Annotated in this window: 19 protein-coding genes; 10 read left to right on the plus strand and 9 right to left on the minus strand. The window is 68.4% G+C overall.

The window, feature by feature from the left end:
• Positions 1 to 25 precede the first annotated feature (25 nt).
• From GVL03_RS10320 to GVL03_RS10345, 6 genes are read left to right on the plus strand one after another with little or no spacing between them, the layout of a single operon-like run.
• Complete coding sequence (locus GVL03_RS10320) at positions 26 to 823, plus strand: SDR family NAD(P)-dependent oxidoreductase (protein ID WP_306770330.1); 798 nt, start codon at positions 26 to 28, stop codon at positions 821 to 823.
• A complete protein-coding gene (locus tag GVL03_RS10325; RefSeq protein ID WP_159500913.1) occupies positions 820 to 2,040 on the plus strand; it encodes a hypothetical protein in 1,221 nt (406 codons plus the stop codon). The genes GVL03_RS10320 and GVL03_RS10325 overlap by 4 nt, the downstream gene beginning before the upstream one ends.
• Positions 2,037 to 3,632 (plus strand): amidohydrolase family protein, encoded by a 1,596-nt coding sequence (locus GVL03_RS10330; RefSeq protein WP_159500914.1) that lies wholly within the window; start codon positions 2,037 to 2,039, stop codon positions 3,630 to 3,632. Before GVL03_RS10325 ends, GVL03_RS10330 begins: the two co-directional genes overlap by 4 nt.
• Positions 3,629 to 4,930, plus strand: a complete 1,302-nt coding sequence (locus GVL03_RS10335; RefSeq protein ID WP_159500915.1) for an alanine racemase — start codon at positions 3,629 to 3,631, stop codon at positions 4,928 to 4,930. Before GVL03_RS10330 ends, GVL03_RS10335 begins: the two co-directional genes overlap by 4 nt.
• A 26-nt stretch (positions 4,931 to 4,956) precedes the next feature.
• Positions 4,957 to 5,838, plus strand: a complete 882-nt coding sequence (locus tag GVL03_RS10340; RefSeq protein WP_159500916.1) for an ROK family protein — start codon at positions 4,957 to 4,959, stop codon at positions 5,836 to 5,838.
• 58 nt (positions 5,839 to 5,896) lie between these two features.
• The gene (locus tag GVL03_RS10345; RefSeq protein WP_159500917.1) at positions 5,897 to 6,286 is read left to right on the plus strand and encodes a RidA family protein; all 390 of its coding nucleotides are present in this window, start codon (positions 5,897 to 5,899) and stop codon (positions 6,284 to 6,286) included.
• A 66-nt stretch (positions 6,287 to 6,352) separates the two neighbouring features.
• Here GVL03_RS10345 and GVL03_RS10350 read toward each other — a convergent pair whose 3' ends face one another.
• The gene (locus GVL03_RS10350; RefSeq protein WP_159500918.1) at positions 6,353 to 7,147 is read right to left on the minus strand and encodes an MOSC domain-containing protein; all 795 of its coding nucleotides are present in this window, start codon (positions 7,145 to 7,147) and stop codon (positions 6,353 to 6,355) included.
• 32 nt (positions 7,148 to 7,179) lie between these two features.
• Positions 7,180 to 7,569 (minus strand): META domain-containing protein, encoded by a 390-nt coding sequence (locus tag GVL03_RS10355; protein WP_159500919.1) that lies wholly within the window; start codon positions 7,567 to 7,569, stop codon positions 7,180 to 7,182.
• Between the two features lie 170 nt (positions 7,570 to 7,739).
• Here GVL03_RS10355 and GVL03_RS10360 point away from each other — a divergent pair, with 170 nt between their 5' ends.
• Positions 7,740 to 9,722, plus strand: a complete 1,983-nt coding sequence (locus GVL03_RS10360; RefSeq protein ID WP_159500920.1) for a S1 family peptidase — start codon at positions 7,740 to 7,742, stop codon at positions 9,720 to 9,722.
• 60 nt (positions 9,723 to 9,782) lie between these two features.
• Here GVL03_RS10360 and GVL03_RS10365 read toward each other — a convergent pair whose 3' ends face one another.
• From GVL03_RS10365 to GVL03_RS10390, 6 genes are all read right to left on the minus strand, one after another.
• Positions 9,783 to 11,186, minus strand: a complete 1,404-nt coding sequence (locus tag GVL03_RS10365; protein ID WP_159500921.1) for a carotenoid oxygenase family protein — start codon at positions 11,184 to 11,186, stop codon at positions 9,783 to 9,785.
• 101 nt (positions 11,187 to 11,287) lie between these two features.
• Positions 11,288 to 12,169: an alpha/beta hydrolase gene (locus GVL03_RS10370; protein ID WP_159500922.1), complete on the minus strand. Its 882-nt coding sequence runs from the start codon at positions 12,167 to 12,169 to the stop codon at positions 11,288 to 11,290.
• A 59-nt stretch (positions 12,170 to 12,228) separates the two neighbouring features.
• Positions 12,229 to 13,524 (minus strand): CdaR family transcriptional regulator, encoded by a 1,296-nt coding sequence (locus GVL03_RS10375; RefSeq protein ID WP_159500923.1) that lies wholly within the window; start codon positions 13,522 to 13,524, stop codon positions 12,229 to 12,231.
• 83 nt (positions 13,525 to 13,607) lie between these two features.
• Positions 13,608 to 15,197: an aldehyde dehydrogenase gene (locus tag GVL03_RS10380; RefSeq protein ID WP_159500924.1), complete on the minus strand. Its 1,590-nt coding sequence runs from the start codon at positions 15,195 to 15,197 to the stop codon at positions 13,608 to 13,610.
• A complete protein-coding gene (locus tag GVL03_RS10385; protein ID WP_159500925.1) occupies positions 15,194 to 16,279 on the minus strand; it encodes an amidohydrolase family protein in 1,086 nt (361 codons plus the stop codon). Before GVL03_RS10385 ends, GVL03_RS10380 begins: the two co-directional genes overlap by 4 nt.
• A 67-nt stretch (positions 16,280 to 16,346) precedes the next feature.
• Positions 16,347 to 17,651 carry an MFS transporter gene (locus GVL03_RS10390; protein ID WP_159500926.1) on the minus strand — a complete coding sequence of 435 codons (1,305 nt, stop codon included), beginning with the start codon at positions 17,649 to 17,651 and terminating at the stop codon, positions 16,347 to 16,349.
• A gap of 366 nt (positions 17,652 to 18,017) precedes the next feature.
• Here GVL03_RS10390 and GVL03_RS10395 point away from each other — a divergent pair, with 366 nt between their 5' ends.
• Both GVL03_RS10395 and GVL03_RS10400 read left to right on the plus strand, forming a co-directional pair.
• Positions 18,018 to 18,614: an RNA polymerase sigma factor gene (locus GVL03_RS10395; protein WP_159500927.1), complete on the plus strand. Its 597-nt coding sequence runs from the start codon at positions 18,018 to 18,020 to the stop codon at positions 18,612 to 18,614.
• Positions 18,611 to 19,333 (plus strand): hypothetical protein, encoded by a 723-nt coding sequence (locus GVL03_RS10400; protein WP_159500928.1) that lies wholly within the window; start codon positions 18,611 to 18,613, stop codon positions 19,331 to 19,333. Before GVL03_RS10395 ends, GVL03_RS10400 begins: the two co-directional genes overlap by 4 nt.
• A gap of 65 nt (positions 19,334 to 19,398) precedes the next feature.
• Here the strand turns inward: GVL03_RS10400 and GVL03_RS10405 are convergent, their stop codons facing one another.
• Entirely contained in the window at positions 19,399 to 19,983 is a 585-nt protein-coding gene (locus GVL03_RS10405; RefSeq protein WP_159500929.1) for a TetR/AcrR family transcriptional regulator, read from the minus strand.
• Between the two features lie 77 nt (positions 19,984 to 20,060).
• Here GVL03_RS10405 and GVL03_RS10410 point away from each other — a divergent pair, with 77 nt between their 5' ends.
• Entirely contained in the window at positions 20,061 to 20,513 is a 453-nt protein-coding gene (locus tag GVL03_RS10410) for a nuclear transport factor 2 family protein (protein ID WP_159500930.1), read from the plus strand.
• Positions 20,514 to 20,784: the final 271 nt, after the last annotated feature.

Genomic DNA, 20,784 nt, shown 5'->3' on the forward strand with positions numbered 1-20,784 from the left:
TGAGAGGTTCGCCGGGCGCGTGGCCGTGGTCGTCGGTGGGGGGCATGGGATCGGACGTGCCACGGCTGAGGTGATGGCACGGGAAGGTGCGCACGTCGTCGTGGCGGATGCCGACGCGCAGAGCGCGCAGGAGGCCGCGTGCTCGATCCGTGCCGGGGGAGGATCCGCGGAGGGCCACGAGGTCGATGCGACCGACGCGTCCTCGATCGGCAGGTTCTTCTATGCGCTCGGGGAAGGCGGGCGCGGTGTCGACGTGCTCGTCAACTGCCCGGCTCACGCGACGGACACGCATTTCGAACGTTTCACGGAGGGCGATCTCGATCTCGATCTCACCGTGACGTTGAAGGCGCCTTTCCTGTGCATTCAAGCGGCGATGCCGTTGCTCCTGAAATCGGATGCGGCTGCGGTCGTCTCGGTCGGGTCGGTGAACGGCCTCGGCGCGTTCGGGAACGAGGCCTATGGAGCCGCCAAAGCGGGTTTGATCAACCTGACCAAGAACCTGGCATTGCGCTACGGCCCGCATCGTGTGCGATTCAACGTCGTCGCCCCGGGGAGCATCCACACCGGCAGCTGGGATGAGCGCATGGCCGCCGAGCCGGACATCCTGGATCGCGTCTCGCGCGTCTACCCGATGCGCAGGCTGGGGACCGTCGACGACGTCGCCGCCGCCTGCGCCTTCCTGGCATCGAGCGACGCGGCGTGGATCACCGGGACCACCCTCACCGTGGACGGGGGGATAACCGCGGGCAACAGCGAGCTGATCGCCGCGATCTTCGGCGAGGAGTTCTTCCAGACCACCTTCGATGAGCGCCCGGTCGCATGACGCGACTCGACACGTCCTTCTTCTGCTTCATGCACGATGTCCTCGACGTCGGCGTGGAACCTTTCCTGGACGCCGTATCCGGGCTTGGCGTGAGCGGAGTGACCGTCGCCGTCCACTACCACGCGTCGCGCGATCTTCGCCCACGTGGCGCATCCGCGCGGGTGCTCGACCTTCCCGCGGGAGCGCTCTACATGCCGGGGGACGAGACCCTCTACCCGGAGGAGATGGCGCCCTGGACACCTTCGCCGTTCGATCGGAACGAGCTGCTCGCAGAGCTGGTGCGCGCGGCCGGGAGCCGGGACATGCGGTTCGCGGCATGGACCGTGTTCGGGTTCGACGAGCGGCTCGGGCAGACACATCGTCGCCTGTGCCAGCAGAACGCCTTCGGCGACGCATACACGAGCGATCTCTGCCCGGCCAATCCCATCGTGGCAGACGGCTACCGGGGACTCGTGCGCGATGTGTCTCGCAGCGGACCTGGTGCGATGCTCGCGGAATCGCTGCACTTCCAGGGGCTGCGTCTGAGCCGTTCGCTCGTGCGCCTGGACGCGTGGGCGCGGCTCGCGCTCGGTCTGTGCTTCTGCGAGCACTGCGTCGCCGCTGCTGGCGCGGCGGAGGTGGACGCCGGTCGCGTCGCGGAGTGGGCGCGCGAGACGGCGAGCCGGGCATGGACCGGTGCGGCCGTCGAGGTCGACGTGATCGACCGTGGGCGGCTCGGAGACGAGGCGGGCGGCGAGCTCCTCCGGTATCTCGCCGTTCGCGCGCAGTCCGTCGGTGCTCTCTACGCTGCGGTCGCGGACACGGCAGGGGACGATGGGATGTCTGTCACGTTCCTCGATCAGGCGGCTGCGGAGCCGCCTGTCCTCGGGCCGTCCATCGTGGACAGCGCCTATGCCGCTGGAGTCGATCTCGGCGTCCTCCTCGCGGGTGCCCTCGTGTCCGGCTCCGGAGCGGGATACGAGGTGCTCGGCTACCGGGAGAAGCCCGGCGCCGTCGAAAGGGATCTGAAGGCCTATCGGGAGGGGCTGGGAGAGGATGCTCGTCTTCGCCTTGCGTTGCGTGTGGCGCCACCCGACTGCGAGTCCGCGGAGAACCTGCTCTCCAAGATCAGGGTGGGCCTGGATCAGGGCGTGGAGGGCTTCGACTTCTACCATTACGGTCTCGTCTCCGACGACGCGCTGAGCCGCGTCGCCCGCGTGATCGGGGAGCTCCGATGACTCGTGTCGGCACCGGGTACGCGGCGTACGAGATCGTGTTGCGGGGCGGTCTGGCGGCCGACGGCTCGGGCACCGAGCCGAGGCGAGCCGACGTCGGGATCGCGGAGGGGAGGGTCTGCGCTGTCGGGAACCTCGGCGGAGCTGTCGGCGCACAGGAGATCGACATCCGCGGCCGAATCGTCATGCCCGGTTTCATCGATGCGCACTCGCACGCGGACGCGCTGGTCGATGACCCCCGGGTCCACGAGGCGTATCTGCGGCAAGGGGTGACGACCGTCGTCGTCGGTCAGGACGGCCTCGGCTTCGCGCCCGTGGGCGACGTCGGGGCGGCCTACACGTCGAGGTACTTCGCCGCGGTCGACGGCCGACCGCGACGCGGTGATCATGGGCAGAGCGTTGCGGAGTTCCTGCGGTCGGTGGACGGCGCTGGTCCGCTGAACGCGGCGGCGCTGGTGCCGGCCGGGTCGGTGCGCGCCGACATCGTCGGCACGTCGAATCGTCCGGCCACCGCCGCTGAGGTGGCCGAGATGGCCTCCGTCATCGCGGAGGGGATGGACGATGGCGCTGTCGGTCTTTCCACGGGATTGGAGTACGTGCCCGGCGCCTTCGCGTCCGCTGAGGAGACCGCGGCGCTCTGCGCTCCGGTCGGAGCGGAGGGCGGCGTGTACGTCAGCCATCTTCGCGGATACTCCCGGACTCGAATCCCAGGCGCGCTCGAGGAGGCCGCCTACATCGGCTCGGCCAGCGGTGCACGCGTTCATGTCTCTCATCTGCACGGAGCCGCCGACGTGGTCGAGAGCATCCTCGCCGCGCTGGATGAGGACCGCGGGGTCATCCCCACCTTCGACTCCTATCCGTATCTCCGCGGAAGCACGATCCTGGGGATGCTCGTCCTTCCTGCCGCTCTGCAGGCGGGAGGAGCAGATCATACGCTTGCGTGCTTGGCTGATCCTGCCGTGCGGCGAGCTCTGCGTGCCGACATCTTTCCTGTGAACGAGCGCATCTCCTCGATCGCCCTCTCGTTCCTCGCCGACCCGTCGTACCGATGGGCCGAGGGCCTGTCGCTCCAGGAAGCGGCCGAGCGACACGGCTCGGATCTGACGGACTTCGTCTGCGATGCGCTCCTGGCCTGTGATCTGGCGGTCGGCTGCGTCGTGGACAACGGTGCGGACCGGACCGAGGACGACCTCCGACGTCTGCTTCGCCATCCCGGTCACGTGGCCGGCTCGGACGCGATCTTCCGCGGATCCGCTCCGCACCCGCGGGGATGGGGGACGTTCTCCCGGTTGCTCCGCCGGCATGTTCGGGAGCTCGGCGACTGGACGTGGGGCGAGGCGGCATGGCATCTCTCCGGGCACACTGCCGCGGTCTTCGGGCTCGGCGCCCGCGGCCGTGTCGCGGAGGACGCGATCGCCGATCTCGTCGTCCTCGATCCGGCGACGGTCGCAGACACGGCGACCTATGCGGATCCGGTCAGCCCGTCCGTGGGGGTCACTCATGTGCTCGTGGACGGACAGCTGGTCATCGACGAGGGTGAGAGAACGTCGGCGCGTCCTGGGCGCGGAATCCGACACGAGAGGACAGCACGATGAGCCCGACCCCGAGTCACGCCGATTCGCGAGCGTATGATCCCGTCGTCGCCGCAGCGAGTCTCCGCGCGCTCGCGGAGACTCCGATCGCGCCGCGGGAGAAGGGCTTCATCGGGCTTCCCGCCGCGATGAGTCCGCGGGAGCTCGTGGAGAATGGTGCCACGCTCCACGATGGTCTGTTCTCCACACCGACGTTCGTCCTGCGTGCGTCCGCGGTCCGTCACAACATCGCGGTGCTCGCCGACTACACCGCGCGACGCGGGGTCCTGCTTGCGCCGCACGCCAAGACGACGATGAGCCCCGAGCTCTTCCTCGCGCAACTCGATGGCGGAGCCTGGGCGCTCACAGCGGCATCGGTCACCCAGGCCCAGGTGTTCGCTGATCACGGCGCCCGACGCATCCTGATCGCCAACGAGATCACTGATCCGGTGGCCGTGGGAGCGCTTCGGCGGCTGCTCGCGAGCACGCCTGAGCTCGAGGTGCTCTGCTACGTCGACGGCGCCGACTCGGTCATTGCCCTCTCCAGCGTCTCTTCCTCCCGACTGCGTGTCCTCGTCGAGGTCGGCACCGACCGCGGACGCACCGGCGCGCGGACGGTGGCCGGCGCGATCGACCTCGCGCGCTTGGCGGGCGCCGCAGGCCTGCGCGTCGCGGGAGTGTCGTGCTTCGAGGGCTCGGTCGTCGCCGATACGGACGAAGCCATCGTCGCCGGCGTCACAGAACTGTGCCGGCGTGTTCGCGTCACGGGCGCCCGGCTGTCCGAGGCCGGGCTGCTCGACGGGGAGCAGCTGACGCTGTCCGCGGGCGGGAGCCACCACTTCGACATCGTCATCGACGAACTCACGCGCGAGCAGCTACCGGGCACCGTCGTCGTCATCCGCAGCGGCAGTTACGTCACCCACGATCACGGCACGTACCTCCGCGACTCCCCGGCCATCCGCCGCGGCGGGCTCGATGCTTTCCAGCCCGCGATCGAGATCCGCGCCACCGTGCTGTCGCGGCCCGAGCCGGATCTCGCGCTGATCGACACGGGGCGTCGCGATGTCTCCTTCGATGCGGGACTCCCGGTCGTGGTGGCGGCCTTCCGAGGCAGCGAGGCCAGGGACGTCGGCACGGCGGCGATCGTCGATCTGAACGACCAGCATGGGTATGTGCGTCTCGGCGACGAGAGCCGGCTCGATGTCGGAGACACCGTCGTGCTGGGGATCTCGCATCCCTGCACGACCTTCGACAAGTGGCGGCTGGGGCTCCTCATCGATGACCGGGATGTTGTGACCGGCGTCATCCACACCTTCTTCTGATAGCGCGGCCGAGGCGAAGGACACCGATGAGAATCGGAATCGACATCGGCGGGACCAAGTCCCACGCGATCGCAGTCGACGACTCCCTGCGGGTTCTCGCTGAGGTGCGCGTTCCGAGCGGCATGGGCAGCGGGGAGGTACTGGAGAACGCCCGCATGGTCGTGGGCGAACTGCGCGAACGCGTGGGTCTTCCGGTCGAATCGGTCGGAATCGGCATACCAGGCAGTGTCGACACGGAACGGGGCATCGTGCGCCATGCCGTGAACCTCGGGATCTCCGAGCTGGAGCTCGCGGCGGGCCTGTCCGATCTCGTCCTCGGGCCGGTTCGGATCGACAACGACGTCAACGTGGCCGCGCTCGGCGCGTTCACCACGATGCCCGCGGGTCTTCGTTCCATGGCGTATCTCAACGTCGGCACGGGGCTCGCGGCGGGCCTGATCGTGAACGAGACAGTCTGGCGCGGGTTCGGAGGCGTCGCCGGGGAGATCGGCCACATCTCCTTGGACCGGGGCGGACCCCGATGCGCATGCGGGCAACACGGATGCATCGAAGGGAACGCGTCAGGGGCCGCCATCGCGCGGTACTGGACGTCGTCGGTGCCTTTCGCCGAGGCGCTCCGTCAGGGTGATCGCGCGGCCTCCGCTCTGCGGGACAGGGTCGCTGCAGGCATCGCCGACGCGGTCCAGATCCTCGTGCTCACGGTCGGCGTGGAGATCGTCGTTCTCAGCGGAGGAGTCATCGTCAATACGCCCCGGCTCGTGGACACGGTCGTGCGAACGCTGGAGGACCGTGCGATCTCATCCGCATTCCTCACCTCCATCGATCTTTCCCGGAGGATCATGGTCGAGACACCGGGCCGAGATGTGTCGCCCATCGGCGCAGCGATCCTCGGAGCTTCCTCTCGCTGAGCACCTCATCCTCTCCCACCCATCAGCTCATCGCCTCTCACCGATCAGAAGGAGTCCCATGTCCAAGAAGGCATATGTCAGTTCCGCCCTGCCCGCGCCCGCTGGCGCCTACAGCCACGTCGTGGAGGTCAGAGGGATCGTCTATACGGCGGGCTTCGGCCCCCAGGACCCGCAGACGGGGGAGGTGCCCGAGACGGTCGCCGAGCAGACGAGGGGCGTGCTGCGCAACCTCAGCGCGGCGTTGGCGGTCGTGGGAATGACTCTCGCGGACGTGGTGAAGACCACGGTGCACCTTGCGGATCTCGCTGATTTCACCGAGTTCGACGCCGCCTACGAGGAGATCATCCCTGCTCCGTTCCCCGTCCGCACGACTGTCGGAAGCCAACTCGCGGGAATCCTCGTCGAGATCGATGCGGTCGCGATCCGCGATCAGGAGGATGCCTTCTGATCGGATCGGCCGAGGCCCCGGAGCGCGGCGACACGCTCGCGACGGTCGGCGAGGGCGCCGCGGGGCTCAGCCGACGATGACCTCGTCGCCCACCCGCACGGTGCCCGCGCCGTCGGCCGGAAGCAGCAGGATGCCGAGGGTGGGCTCGCCCTGATCGAACTCGGTGGTGAGCGTGCGGAGCAGGCGTGCGTCCCGCACGCCGGTGTCGGGGTTCGCCATGATGGCCGCGCATCGGCCGATCGGCTGCTGCGCGTCGAAGGACACGTCGCCGATCCGCACCCGGCCGACCCAGTTCAGCTCGTCCCAGGCCGCGGTGCCCGACACCACGATGTTCGAGCGGAAGCGGCGGTCGTCGACCGGAGCGGGAGCGACCGCGTCCACGGCGGCGACCGACGCGGATCCGTGCAGGGAGACGAACCCGCGCGGGCGATCCTGAAAGCGGGATGTCGTCCCGTCGCCCATGAGACGGAGCGGCAGGACGCCGTCGGCCTCGAGCCGTCGCGCATCGGGGGAGGAGAGGACGAACGACGTGACGGCGTCCTCGAGCCTGCGGCGTCCCTCCTCGTCGAGCGGCGCGTCGACCGACAGGTGCTCGCCATCCGTGAGCGACACCCGGTGGGCGACGTCGTCGTACCTCAGCCGGAGCCGGGCGAGGCTCGGGAACTCCATGAGCGCCAGGCCCCGGCTCTTCGGCCAGTAGTCCATCCCGTCGCGCTCCTGAGGGTCGACGTCGGAGGCGAACCGGAACGCGAGGACGCGGTCGCCCTCCACCCGGCCGTCGGCCTGGACGACGAGCTCGGAGCGCTCCTCGGGCGTGAAGCCCTTGACCGGATGACGATAGAGCGCGGCGACGTGAGGCACGATTCATCCTCGCATCGGGCCGCGCCCCCGAGTCATGAGCTCGACGTCGTCCGATCGAGGGTGCCGATCTGCGTGGACTGGTCGTCGTAGACCACAAGGGTGCCGTCGACGATCGTCGCCGTCGTGATGCCGCGCAACCACGTGTCGACGCCGATGCAGCCCTTGAGCGTGCTGAAGCCGAGACTGAAGGTCAGGGTCGCGCCGTCGGCGGTGTACGTGCCGTTGAGCCCGTTGCAGCCGTCGGAGCCCGAGAGGGAGCCGTCTTCGGCGAGCACGATGTGCGCCGACGACGGGTCGCCCCAGGTGCCCACGGGGGATTCGGGGCCCGATGAGGAGGGCGAGCCTGCGCCCGGCGAAGCGCAGGCGGTGAGCAGTATGAGTGCCGTCGTGATGACGAGCACCGCGGTGGATCGAGCGTTCATGATCGATTTTCCGTTTCCCTGAAATGCATCCACGTGAATGATCGTTCATAGGTTTCTCTCAGAAAACCCTAGGGTAGTCCTGACGTCGGTGACGGTGTGGGGAGACGGACAGTCTTCTCGCGCGCGTGTTCGCTCGCTGGCGTCGATCCCCCTACGGATATTGAGATGAGATGATGACAGCGAGAAAGAAACACATTGCTGCAGTCGGCACGACCGCAGCGATCGCCCTGGCCCTGTCCGGCGCGTTCGTCCCCACGGCCGCGATCGCAGACGAGGAGTCCACCGCTCCGACGTCGGGCGCCGCCTTCGATGCGACGGCGAAGCAGCTGTTGACCGACGAGGGCGTCCAGGCGGTCGCCACGGACGGTCAAGGTCGCGTGGTGGTGTACACCACCACGCCGCAGGAGAACCTGGAAGGCGCCGCCGACGAGTTCGTCGAGGGCAACTCGAACGTCGTCGTGAAGGTCATCGACGCACCGTTCACCACGACCGCGGACACCGATGTCGTCGGCGGCGCCGGCTACTTCGCCGTGGATCCCGCAGCCCCCGATCAGGGCGCCCTCTGCTCGGTCGGCTTCACCGGCTGGAACGCGACCGGTGACCCGGCCATCATCTCGGCGGGTCACTGCACCGACGACGGCCTCCTCACGGCCAGCGCGCTCACCCTGCCGACCGGCGACCCGGCGGGCGGCGGTGCCTCCGACAACGACGACGTTGCGCTCACGTACCTTCTCGGCGAGCTCGAGTTCAGCCAGTACGGTGGCCCGGGCAACACGCCGGGAACCGAGGGCTCCGAGGATGCCGTCGACATCTCGGTCTGGGATGTCGTCAACAGCGACCTGACGCTGCTTCCGGAGATCACGGACTGGACGACCGCCGCATCCGAGGACCTCTCGGCGTCGACGACGCAGGTGCGTTCGGTCGGCACTGCGCAGCTCGGAACAGTCGAGAAGTCGGGTCGTACCACCGGCCACACGACCGGCAATGTCGAGGCTGTCGGCGGGTGGGCGAACGTCGACGGACGACAGGTCTACGGCTTCCTCGCGACGCTCGACTCGGCTGAGGGCGACTCGGGCGGTGCGCTTTACCAGGGTACGACCGCGGTCGGCATCCTGTCGGGTGGGACGACCTCGGACGGCGTCTCGCTGACCTGGGGTGCGGACCTGCAGGCCGGTCTCTCGCTCACGGGCGGCTACTCGGTCGCCGTGTTCGTCGACGCGCCGGTGCTGGCTTCGCCGGCGGATGGCGGACAGATCGGCGCCGGCGGAACGATCTCCGGCACGGGCCCCGCGAACCACACGCTGGTCGTGACCCCGGACGGCGAGGCGGCGTTCGAGGTGCCGATCGACGGATCCGGCAACTGGAGCTTCCCGGCACCCGACGAGTACGGCGACTTCGAGTTCACCTTGCTCGCCAAGCAGGGCTTCAACGAGTCCGCGGAGGTCTCGTACAGCGTGGAGGTGCTGCCCGCTCCTCCGGTGATCACCGTGCCGGGTGACGGTGCACGCATCGTCACCGAGCTCACCGAGATCAGCGGCACCGGTGTGGCGGGCGCGACGCTCACCCTCACCGGTGCGGTCGACGAGACCACCACCGTCGGCTCCGACGGCACCTGGTCGGTCGAGACCGACCTGGGCATCGGCGCGCACGAGGTCACCGCGAGGCAGTCGAGCGGCGGTGTGGTGTCCGCATCCGCCACCGCCTCGTTCGCCGTGGTCCCGGCGGCCCCGACGGTGAACAGCCCCCTCGCGGGAGCTCGCTTCGCGTACGAGAGCAGCCCCACGGGCGCGAACGGCGCGGGCCTGAACGGCGCTGACATCACCGTCACGCTCGATGGTGCCGCCGCCGGCGAGACCGAGGTCGTGGACGGCGCGTGGTCGGTGCAGTTCGCCGCTCCCGCTGCCGGCGCGCACACCCTCGTCGTCACGCAGACGGTCAACGGGCAGACCAGCGACCCGACGACGGTCACCTTCGAGGTCGCGGCCGCTCCGGTGGTCCCCGGCCCCGGTGGTGGAAGCGGCGGCTCCGGCTCGCTCCCTGCCACGGGCATGAGTGACATCACTCCGTTCGTCGGAGGCGCTGTCGCCCTGCTGCTCGCCGGGATCGCGCTCGTCGCGTTCCGCCGCTCGCGTACGCAGGTGGGTCAGCAGTAACAGCAGGAGAAACAGAGAACGGGGTCACGGCCATCGGCCGTGACCCCGTTCTCTGTCGTTCTAGCGGTGCTCGCTCGGAATCCAGTTGCCGTGGAACCCGAGCGGGATGCGCTGGGGGATGTGGATGCGTGCAACGGGACCGGAGGCGATGTCCTGCGCGGGGATGATCACCATCTCGGCCGTCTGCGTCGCGAGGTCGCTGACATATGTCATCAACCATCCGTCGTCTTCCGCTGCGTGTTCATGGCGCGGCACGAACACCGCCTCCATCCCCACTTTTCCCGGACCGTAGGCGTAGGATTCGGTGACTCCGCGCTCGACGTGCTGCTTCAGCACCTGGCTGCCCTCGTCCCCGCGCGAGCTGAAGTAGCCGAACTGATGCAGGGATCCGGTGCGTCGGTCGTCGATGCGAGGCATCTCCTGAGCCCGGTCGTCGAGCCGTCGGACGGTGGTGCGTCCGGTTCGCGGGTTCAGGATGAACCGGTCGAGCTTGGAGGGCGACTCGGTTGGACCGGTGCGATCGTTCACGAACAGGCGATCGTAGCTGACGCCGTCCAGGGCGACGGTGCCGTCGGGCAGGTCGTAGGCGTTGAGGATGTGGAACACGGCGGTCTGGCCGGGCAAGGAGCACCGGATGACGTCGGACGAGGTCCCGTCGCGAGAGATCAGCACCCATTGCGTCTCGTACTCGAAGTCCCAGGCGTAGGGGAAGTCGAACCCGGCGTCCTGTAGCTCGTGGCTGAAGTTGACCGGACCGTCGAGGAAGATCGCATACTTCTCGGTGAGAGCCATGTCGTGAACGACCGGCTTGCCGCGGACGGGCACATCGATGCGCCGGGTGATGCGGCCGTCGACTCCCATCACCTGGTAGCTGACGTGGTGCCAGTCCCAGTAGTAGGCGATGCCGTGCAGTTCGCCGGTCCGCGGGTCCCGATGCGGGTGTCCGGTCCACGACCCGTTGAGGGTGCCTTCGAAATCGGATCGTGCGACGGTCTCCAGCTCGTCGGTGACCTCGATCGGAAGCACACCGGCCTCGGCGAACGCCCAGGTCTTGCCGGCTTGGCTGAACATGTGGGTGTTGACGGTGTTGGACCGGAGGTATCGTGTGCCCCCGCCGAGATGCGGGGGTCCCTCGACAGGCTTCCCGCCCCGTTTGGCGACGACCTCGTCGTCGCGCACGAAACGGTTCCGGTACCATTCCGCGCGCCCGTCGCGGATACGGACACCGTGCATCATGCCGGTGCCCATGAACCAGTTGTAGGTGGCGGGATCCCCGGGGTCGATCGGATTGGGGCCGACCCGAAGGAACCGGCCGTCGAGCTCCCGCGGGATCTCACCGGTGATGACGAGGTCAGTGGCGGTGATCTCCTGCTGGATGGGCGCGAACGGCCCCTCGAGGAACGGATTGTGGATGGTGTCGAGAGTCGGCGGCGCTACGGCGCCGGCTTCGAGTGGTTGCGACATTGCAAGCCTCCGATGGTCGGACTGTTCACGCAATCCTGCGTGAGGTGTCCTGCGGAGTCATTGGCGGATCCGACAGCGCTGACCGTTTCGCTGTGCGGCATTCACAACACGGCGTCGATGAGCGTGTGCCCGTGACCGAGGATGAACTCCGCGATGAGCGGACCCAGGGTGTCCTCCGGCGTTCCGAGGGCGAGTACGGGTGAGAGATGGTTGTGTCCGGTCAGGTAGTGCATGCGAGGGTAGGTGCCTCGTGCGGATGCGTGCGCGTCGACGAAACGTGCCGCCTGCCGTTGGAAGTCGGGGATGTCGAACTCCGAGATCGTGTGCAGGAGAGGCACGTCGCTGCGGAGCAGACCGGCCGTGGGGGACATGGCCTCGTATCGTTCGGCCTCCTCCCCGTAGTAGGCGTGGAGCAGCGGGGTTCGCTCCGCGGACACGATGTCGTACAGACCCGACACGAGGATCGCTCCCGAGATCGTGAGGTCGTCCGGTGAGGCGGCGACGAGATCGGCGACGTGGACGGCTCCGGCCGACTGTCCCATCATGAAGATCCGCTCGGGAGATCCTCCGAACTCGGTCGCGTGGGCGCGGACCCATCGGACCGCGGCCGCGACATCGTCACTGCCGGACGGCCAGGGATGGCCGGGAGCCAGCCGATAGTTCATCGTGACTCCGAGCAGTCCCGATCGAGCGGCGAAGTCGCCGACGTTGTCGTAGAACGGGTGGGACGGAGAGCGCTTGTCGCCCCCGACGAATCCGCCGCCGTGGACATAGAGGAGGACCGGCGTCTCGGCCGGGCCATGCGCGTGGAAGACGTCCAGCCGGTGCCGATCGTGCGGGCCGTAGGCGATGTCGCGCACGACCGTCACGCGCCGGTCCGGGGGAGGCATGATGCGGGCGTACGTCGTCTGCGTGGCGGTGATGAGGTCTGGTGTGAGCTCGACCCCGAGGTCGGCGATCAGCGATCGCAGTGACTGTCGCATGATGAGGATCCTCTGGTTCGGGGCGGCCGGGTCACGGCCGCGCGGATGGATGCGGCTCGCTAGCGCTCCTCGTCGAGCAGCGCGGCGAGCTCGAGCGCCGCGTGCGTCGACAACAGCCTCGAGAGCGGCTCGCGGCCGAGGAGGTCGGCGATCCGTCGGACGCGGTACGAGACCGTGTTCCGATGTACGAAGAGATCCTCCGCCGTTCGCCCCAGGTTCCCGTTGTTCCTGGCCAGGGTCAGCAACGTCAATCTGAGGTCCGCGAGCGCCGGGTCCGCGCCCTGGAGCGGACCGATCTCGTTCTGCACGAACCAACGGGCTTGCTCCGCATCGGCCAGGAGCAGTCCCATGTGCGAATGGTCCCGGTAGCGCGTCACCCGTGAGGTCCGTTGTGCGGTGGACGCGTAGCGGCGGGCGGATGCGGCCATGAGGTGCGACACGCGGATGCCGCCCAGTCCTCCGGCGGCCTCACCGATCGCCGCCCGGACGAAGGGGTATCCCGCGAGCAGATCGGAGACCTCGGCCGCGATCGCCTCCGGCTCGACCTCGTCATGGGAGATCCACCCCCACATCTCGCCCGCCTCGACGGGCACGATCAATGTCGATCCCGCCGCCGCCCGCGACAAGGACCGTGCGAGCTCTGCCGCGGACGGGAGGAGATCGCCCGCCGGCGCCCTGTCGACCCAGAGCATGATCGCCGCGTGCTCATGAGCGACGTGCAGTCCGAGCACTTGCTCGACCCGGCTCTCGGCCACCGGACCGCCGTCGATCAGCCGTGTCACCAGCTCACGTCGTTCATGTGCTCGATCGTCGGAGCGGCGGCGTTCCTCAGCGGCGTACATGCCCGCGGCCTCGTCGATCTGCTGATCGAAGAACAGGGAGATGTGGTGTTCCACCTCGGCCAGCAGCGCCCGGGCGTCGTCGACGGGGAACGTCGTCAGGATGAGATCGATGAACGAGAGCCGCCAATGCCGCTCCAGGGTGCGGATGCCGTTCATGATGCCCGGGTAGGAGGTGTCGAGGTCTTCACGTACCGCGGCGAGGATCGCGGACCGCTGGTCGCGATTCAACCACCTCGCCGTTCGCCGCCCCGACAGGTAGGCCATGAGCTCGAACGACGCCTGGTGGATCGCGGGTCGGATGAGGTCGCCGAAGAGCGCTTGGCGTTCGGGCGAGAGGGTGCCGAACACGTCGGCGCAGGCGCGCTCGCCGACCTCCAGCGCCCAGGAGGTGAGCCGGTCCCCCAGAAGGGCCGTGGCCTTGGCGAGGACGACGCCCGGCGGGGATCCCGGCGGGGTGGCGGAGTCCGGGACCACGACGGCATCCCAGAGTCGTTCATCCACGCGAGATGGCATGGCGGCACCGCTCAATCCTCGAAATCCGCTGTCGCCCCGCCGGCGGTTCCGCTTCTGCCGCGGAGCGCCGGGGATGCCTCAGCCTAGTCAGTATCAGCGCGATCACTCTCCGACATCCCATTGAGCAGACGTCGCCATCGTTCGAAGCCCGCGATCGACTGCTCGTCTTCGACTGTGACCAGGGTCTGCGTCTCCATGCAGGAGAGCACGGACTCCATCCCGTGGTTGCGTCCGATCCCGCTCCGTCTGAACCCGCCGAACGGAGCTTCTGCCGGCGATGCTCCGACGCGGTGGATGTTGACGAACACCGTGCCCGCGAGGAGCTGACCGGCGAGTCCGCGTGCTCGGTCGACGTTCGCAGACCATACCGATCCGGCCAGTCCGAACTCCGTCCCGTTCGCCAGGGCGATCGCCTCGGCCTCGGTGTCGAACGGGATGACCGGGATGGCGGGGCCGAACTGCTCCTCCTGCACGATCCGGGCCAGCGGATCACCGCCGATGACGAGCGCGGGCCGGACGTAGTGTCCGGCGGCGGGTGTCGCGGTCTCCAGCATCGTTCCCCGATAGGAGATCGTCGCGCCACGCTCCTCGGCGTCTCGGATGAGCTCGGCGATGCGAGGCGGTCCTGACGGCGTCGCCAACGGCCCGATGTGGGCTCGGGGATCTGCAGGATCCCCGATGACCAGCCGGTCCATGCCGTCGCCCAGCTTTCGGGCGAACTCCTCGAATCGCGAGGAGTGGACGTAGATGCGTTTTATGTTGTAGCAGATCTGGCCGCTCAGGCCGAACGATCCCGCGAGGAACTCGGCGATCATGTCCTCGTCGATGTGCACGTCGTCGAGGACGATCGCGGCGTCGTTGCCGCCGAGTTCCATGCCCACGTCGGTGATGTTCGTGGCCGCCGCTTGCATGACCGCGGTACCGGTGGGCACGCTGCCGGTGAACAGCACCTTGCGGATGCCGGGATGCCCTGCGAGCGCTGCTCCGGCGTCGCTCCCGAGCCCGTTCACGATGCCGACGACACCGACGGGGAGCACGGCCGAGAGCGCGTCGAGGGCTGCGGTGAGAGCGAGGGGAGCGACCTCCGGCGGCTTCACGACGACGGGGTTGCCGGCCATCAGCGCAGGCGCGATGGCCATGAACGCGAGGTACACGGGAGTGTTCCACGGCGGGATCACGGCCACGGGTCCCTTGGGGACGTACCGGACGGTCACGTCGCCGCGCACTTTGCTCTCGATGCTCCGCCCGTCGGCGGCCGCGGAGATCTGATCTGTGTAGGAGGCGAAGAGCCGGAGGAGGGCCGGTGCTCCGCGCGCGTCCCCGAGCGCCTCCGATCTGACCTTTCCGACCTCCGCCACGAGAAGATCGGCCAGCCGATCGATCTCGATTTCCAAGACGTCGGCGGCGCGCTGCAGCGACCGCGCACGGTCGAGCGGTGGCGTCGCCGCCCAGCCCGGCACGGCGTGAACGGCCGCCTCCACGGCGGAGTCCACGTCCTCGGGGAGGCCCAGGGCGAGATAGCCGACCGTCTCGCCCCGCCGTGCGGGGTTCTCCACCGCCTGCCGGGGGCGTTCCACCGTCGCTCCGGCCACCCGGATCCCTGCGACGGGAAGCGTGCGGTCGATGTCCTCGTCGCTCGTGGAGCGGGGATCCGTGGTCGGGATGACGCTCATGCACGTCCCCCGTCCACGGGCTGCGCGAGACCGAACACCCGCTCGGCGTTGGTCTGGAAGAATGCTCTCTTCGCATCGAGGGGCATGTCCATCCGGTCCAGTTCCTCCACTTCTTCCACGGGGCACTGATAGGGGAAGTCCATCGCGTACATCACCCGTTCGACGCCCATGACGCGCTGGGTGAAATCGATCGCGTCGGGCCATGCCACTCCCGAGTTCGTGATGATGAAGTTCTCTCTGAGGTACTCCGAGACGGCACCTCGTCGAAGCGGCCTCATCGCTTCGTAGCGACCGCTCTTGACGGTCGCCTGATGCATGTAGTCGAGGCGATAGAGCCAGAACGGGAGCGCTTCGCCCATGTGGCCGAGGATGATCTGCAGGCGTGGGAACCGATCCAGAGCGCCCGAGGTGATGATCCGCAGCGCATGCATCCCGGTCTCGACGCCGAACCCGAAGATCGCTCCGTCGAGTCCTGCGCGCAGCATGGGCTGGATCATGTCCGCCGGGGGAGTGTTGGGATGGAGATAGATGGGGACATCGAGCGCCTCGGCCGCCTCGAGGATCGGCCAGAACCTCTGGTCGTCCAGGTACTCGCCCTGCACATGGGAGTTGTAGACGACGGCGCGGAGGCCGAGCTCGGAGACGGCGCGATCGATCTCGGCGGCCGCCTGGAGCGGATCCTGCGGGGCGCACGCCGCCATGCCCGTGAAACGGTCCGGGTGGGTCGAGCACGCGGCCGCGAGCTCGTCGTTCGCATTCCTCGCCAGCGCGACCGCCCGATCTCGGTCGAGCACGTGGGTGCCCGGGGCGGTGATCCCGATGACCTGGCGGTCGATCCCCCGAGCATCCATCTCGGCGATCCGTCGATCGCCGAGATCCTGCAGGTTCTCGAAGATGAATCGGGGCCGCTCCGCCGTGCTGTTGATATAGAAGCCCATGAGGCTCTGGAACCCCGGATCGACGCCGGGCTCTTCCAGGAGCTCTCGATACAGCGCGATCTGCTCGGTGGTGGCGAAGGCCTCCTCGGTGGCGATTCGCAGGTATCCCCGCTGTCCGCCGGTCTCCACGGGTGTTTCGGGCATGTCTCGAGTACCTTCCGGCTTGCCGCGCATGGTGGTCGGGGTGGGTGATTTCTGTTGCGGTTCGGGCCTATGCCGACTCCAGGGTGGGCGTCGCGCTGGGGGTGTCCTCCGATTCGCGACGACGTCCCATGGATGCGATGACGACGGTGACGACGGCCGCGATCAGAAGGGGCGCCGAGAAGGCGACGAAGACGCCGACGAAACCGAGTCGCGCATCGATCAGCCATCCCCCGATGATCGGAGAGGTGAACGCGGCCAGTCGGCCCACGGCGAGCACGGCGCCGAATCCCGTGCCGCGCATGCGGGCGGAGTAGATGTTGGGAACGATCGCGTAGTAGCCCGCGATCCCCGCGCTGCCCATGAGGGTCGTCGTGATCGCCAGGACCACGAGCGCGTTCGGAGCCGCGGTGACGAACGCCATGCCTGCCAGAGCCAGTGCGCCGAGGGCGATCATGACGGCCGTGAGCGCGCCGCGGGAGATCCATGTCGACAGGATGCCGAAGGCGAGGCTGCCCACGACGGCGCCCAGCCCCATGCCCATGGACACCGCGACGGCCAGCCCGGGGGCTCCGAGCAGGGAGACGACCTGAGGCATCCAGAACGTGACGAAGTAGAAGGAGATCTGGAGGGTGCCGAAGCCGACCATCGCCAGCACGGTGAGGCGTCCCGCTCTGCCGACGAACACTCCCCGGATCGGCGCAGCCGTGCGCTTGGCGACCGGCGGCAGCTCCGTGAGGGGCTCGTGGCCCATCCGTCGCAGGATCTGGTTCGTGCGGTGCAAGGACCTCTCTGACGGGTGGGCCGCCAGGTACTCGAGCGACTCCGCCAGCGCGACGGCGGCGACGACGAGCGCCAGCGCGGTGACGATCGCGCCCGCCACGAGCCCGCCCCGCCAGCCGAATGCGGCGACGACGGGTGCTGTCAGTCCGCCCGCCAATGTGCCGCCCAGTCCGATGCCCGAGGCGAAGATGCCCATGATCAGTCCGTAGCGCCGCCGCGACGAGTACTCGTTCAGCAGCACGCCGACGGAACCGATGACGCCGCCGATGCCGATGCCGGTGATGACTCGGCCGCAGACGAGCCCCGCGACATCGGGGGAGAGGGCGGAGACGAGCATGCCCACCGCGCCGAGCGCGAGGCTGGCCAGGATGATGGGTCGGCGGCCCGTTCGGTCGGCGAGCGGAGTCAGCGCCGCGGCACCGATGACCATCCCGCCGGTGGCGGCGGCGAGAACCACGCCGAGCAGAGAGGCGCTCAGCGCGAACTCAGCCGAGATCTGCGGGGCGAGGAATGTCACCATGATGAGGTCGAAGCCGTCGACGACCGTCGCGGCGACGCAGACGATCACCGTCAAGATCTGGAATCGACTCATTGGTGAGTCTTTGATCACTGCGCGGATGTCCATGTGGTTGCCTCTCGCGTGCACGCACGGGCGTCGTTGCGCCGTGCTGAATCGGGCCCGAGTGATCGGCGCGGCGCCGGCTTTCGGGATTCCGGTCGTGCCCCCTGACGGCTTTGTCGGGGGTGAGTGTCTCGATCACCACGATGCCGCGCGAACGTGCGCGCGTCACTATGAATGTCGCCTACTGTCCTCCGGCGGATGCAGCAACTTGCACAACGCGGCGTCCCACCGAGCGGGATCGAGGGCCGGGACGCGGTCGGTCGGGGCCCTCGACGACACGATCCCTCCGCCGGTCCCGATGCGTGACGTTCTGAGGTCTGTCGGACACTACGAGGTATGGCTTCAGACATCGCCGACGAGTCGGGGACGTGGCAACGAGCGCTCACCGGGGACGGGACGGCGTTCGCCGCGCTGTTTCGCGAGCATCAGGGCCGGGTCTATCGTCGTGCACTGAGTGTGGTCGGAGACGTCCACGGTGCCGAGGACGTCACCTCGGCGGTGTTCTTCGAGCTGTGGCGCAAGCGGCGCTCCGTCCGTCTCGTCAACGGAACCGTCCTTCCGTGGCTGCTGGTCACCACGGTCAACCTGGCGCGCAACCATCGCCGCGGCTCCCTGCGCTACCGCGACCTCATCGCCTCCCTGCCACGACAGGAGAGCGTCAACGCAGAAACGGTCGCCATCGCGAACATCGAAACGCAGGCGCTCGGCGTGCGGCTCTCGGAGGTGCTCGTGCGCGTCAGTCGTTCGGACATCGCCCTGCTGGTTCTGACCGCCCTCGATGGTCTCAGCATCGCCGATGCCGCCACGGCTCTCGGAATCAGACCGGGGACGGCTCGGATGCGGCTGAAACGTGCGCGGGAGCGCTTGCAGGAGAGCCTCGCCCACGACCAGCATGCAGCCGGGCAACCGGCCACAGAAGGAGGAAGCTCATGAACACGCGCACTCTCGACCCCGTTCGCGCCGCATCCATCGAGCAGGAGCTCATGGCCATCGGCACCCCTGCAAGTCGTCTGCAACGTCGGGCACGACGCGCGCGTGTCGCGACGATCGCGGTCGGGTCGGTCCTGCTCGCCGGTGCGTTGACGGGCGGGGCGATCGTCCTCAGCAACCTTCCAGGCGAGACGACGGTGGCTCCGCTCGGCGACATCGTCACCGGCTCGTTCACCGGCACTGCCGATGTCGAGCTCGGCGATCCGCCCGCTGATGCCGCAGTCGTCATCCTCGACGTGACCTGCACCGAGGGAGGGGTGATCTCCGTCCCGCTGGCGGGGGACGGCAGCCCTCGGGTGGAGTGGGACTGCAGCGACCCGATCGGGAAGGACACCATCCACATCAGCGACGGACGGCTGCCCGCCGAGGGCACCACGTTCGTCACCGTCACCGCGGATCCGGGCACCGACTGGACCGTCACGGCCCAGTACGGGACGTCCGCCACCACGCCGTGGGGCGTGAACGCCAAGGGCCAGACCTACGGCGTCCCCAACGCCGACGGCGTTCCCGACCTCATGGCGGCCGTCGCGACGAACGGTCGGCAGGGGTACATCCTCGACAAGGAGCTGACGGCGTTCGAGGGGGAGGAGTTCATCAACGTGTATGCCTCGGACGGCGAAACCGTGATCGGCCGCTTCCCGATCGGCGATGACCAGGAATAGGCGCGGCCGATCACATGGCGAACGGATGGTCCACGACGATCGTCGCGGACCATCCGTTCCTCGCGTCACGGGCCGGCGAGCTTAGGGATCGTGCTGCGATCGCCCGTGTAGCCGAGCGCATCGAGCGCTGCGTGAACCGTTCGCGCCGCGAGGCCGTCATCGAGTGGGGGCAGCCCTGGCAGCGTGACACGCATGAGGAGCGGTCCGGTGAGCAGGTCGGCGATCCAGCCGGGATCAGCGTCCGGGGCGATCTCTCCCCGCCGGACGGCACGGTCGAGGATCACCTGCGTGTATGCTCGCCGCGGCCCGAGGTAGCCGGAGAGGAACGGTGCGCCCCGCGCCGGGTCCGCGGCGACGTCGGCGAGCCATCCGATGAAGCCGCGGGCGAACACGGGGTCGGTGAACAGCCGTCGCTGCCGGTGCTGCACCTCGATCAGGTCGTCCACGATCGTGCCGGTGTCGATGTCCTCGTCGGTGCCGTGTCGGCTTGCGAGCAGCCGAGGCACGACGTCGGCGAGGTTCCGGAAACGCCGATAGAAGGCCGGCTTGTTCGTGCCCGCACGCTCCACCACGTCATCGACCGTGACCCGCGCGTAGCCGCGTTCGACGACCAGTTCCGCGACGGCGTCCAGGATGCGCTGATCGGTCACATCCTTGCGTGGGCGACCAGAGCGAACCATAGTGTTACCGAGGGTAACGTAAATCACGGCCGGAGCGGAGGAGCCGCATGTACAAGAGGATCGTTCGCGCTAAGGTCCGCTCCACCTTCGACCGCATCAACTCCGGTGACTACATGGCGATGGTCGACGGGCTCGCCCCTGTGTTCGAGTACAACTTCCACGGGGATCACGCGCTCGGCGGTCACCGAACGAGCAGAGATGCGATGATCCGATGGTGGCGGCGGACGCTGCGTCTGCTGCCCGGAGCGCAGTTCGACATTCGGGACGTCCTCGTGAGCGGCGGCCCCTGGCGCACGCGCGTCGCCGTTCGGTCCCTCGCATCAAGGGCTTTGCCGGATGGCGGGCGGTACGAGAACACCGTGTTCCGGTTCCTCACCCTGTCGTGGGGGAGGATGATCTCGGGGGAGACGATCGAGGACCTCCAGGTGCTGGGACGCGCTCTCCGCGCCCTGGCGGACGCCGGTGAGCCTGAGGCCTTGGCGACGCCCATCACGGACTGAGGCGCGAGAGGCGGGCGCGCGGGCATCGAGGTCGACGCGTCTCACTCGGTGGCGTCGACGCTCGATGAGCACGTGGTTCCCCGCAAGCGCCACCCGTCCTGCGTGGGCTCGGCGTCTCTGGGTGAGCGCGTGGCTGAGTGATGATGTCGCGCGTCAGAATGTTTGGCAGGGGTAGTTAGTTGCTGATGCAATGCCCCTATCGAAAGGTCTGAATCATGAGTCGTCCCCCGACGATCCCGGCGGAGAAGAAGCTCCGCATCGTGTTGTCCGT

It is taken from the genome of Microbacterium sp. 18062 (assembly GCF_902706225.1).
In the GTDB taxonomy this organism is placed as follows: Bacteria; Actinomycetota; Actinomycetes; order Actinomycetales; family Microbacteriaceae; genus Microbacterium.

Coding starts and splice junctions, on each gene's coding strand:
- GVL03_RS10325 (WP_159500913.1), top strand. CDS start 820: ATGACGCGACTCGACACGTCCTTCTTCTGCTTCATGCACGATGTCCTC.
- GVL03_RS10330 (WP_159500914.1), top strand. CDS start 2,037: ATGACTCGTGTCGGCACCGGGTACGCGGCGTACGAGATCGTGTTGCGG.
- GVL03_RS10335 (WP_159500915.1), top strand. CDS start 3,629: ATGAGCCCGACCCCGAGTCACGCCGATTCGCGAGCGTATGATCCCGTC.
- GVL03_RS10340 (WP_159500916.1), top strand. CDS start 4,957: ATGAGAATCGGAATCGACATCGGCGGGACCAAGTCCCACGCGATCGCA.
- GVL03_RS10345 (WP_159500917.1), top strand. CDS start 5,897: ATGTCCAAGAAGGCATATGTCAGTTCCGCCCTGCCCGCGCCCGCTGGC.
- GVL03_RS10355 (WP_159500919.1), bottom strand. CDS start 7,569: ATGAACGCTCGATCCACCGCGGTGCTCGTCATCACGACGGCACTCATA.
- GVL03_RS10360 (WP_159500920.1), top strand. CDS start 7,740: ATGATGACAGCGAGAAAGAAACACATTGCTGCAGTCGGCACGACCGCA.
- GVL03_RS10365 (WP_159500921.1), bottom strand. CDS start 11,186: ATGTCGCAACCACTCGAAGCCGGCGCCGTAGCGCCGCCGACTCTCGAC.
- GVL03_RS10370 (WP_159500922.1), bottom strand. CDS start 12,169: ATGCGACAGTCACTGCGATCGCTGATCGCCGACCTCGGGGTCGAGCTC.
- GVL03_RS10375 (WP_159500923.1), bottom strand. CDS start 13,524: ATGCCATCTCGCGTGGATGAACGACTCTGGGATGCCGTCGTGGTCCCG.
- GVL03_RS10380 (WP_159500924.1), bottom strand. CDS start 15,197: ATGAGCGTCATCCCGACCACGGATCCCCGCTCCACGAGCGACGAGGAC.
- GVL03_RS10385 (WP_159500925.1), bottom strand. CDS start 16,279: ATGCCCGAAACACCCGTGGAGACCGGCGGACAGCGGGGATACCTGCGA.
- GVL03_RS10390 (WP_159500926.1), bottom strand. CDS start 17,651: ATGAGTCGATTCCAGATCTTGACGGTGATCGTCTGCGTCGCCGCGACG.
- GVL03_RS10395 (WP_159500927.1), top strand. CDS start 18,018: ATGGCTTCAGACATCGCCGACGAGTCGGGGACGTGGCAACGAGCGCTC.
- GVL03_RS10400 (WP_159500928.1), top strand. CDS start 18,611: ATGAACACGCGCACTCTCGACCCCGTTCGCGCCGCATCCATCGAGCAG.
- GVL03_RS10410 (WP_159500930.1), top strand. CDS start 20,061: ATGTACAAGAGGATCGTTCGCGCTAAGGTCCGCTCCACCTTCGACCGC.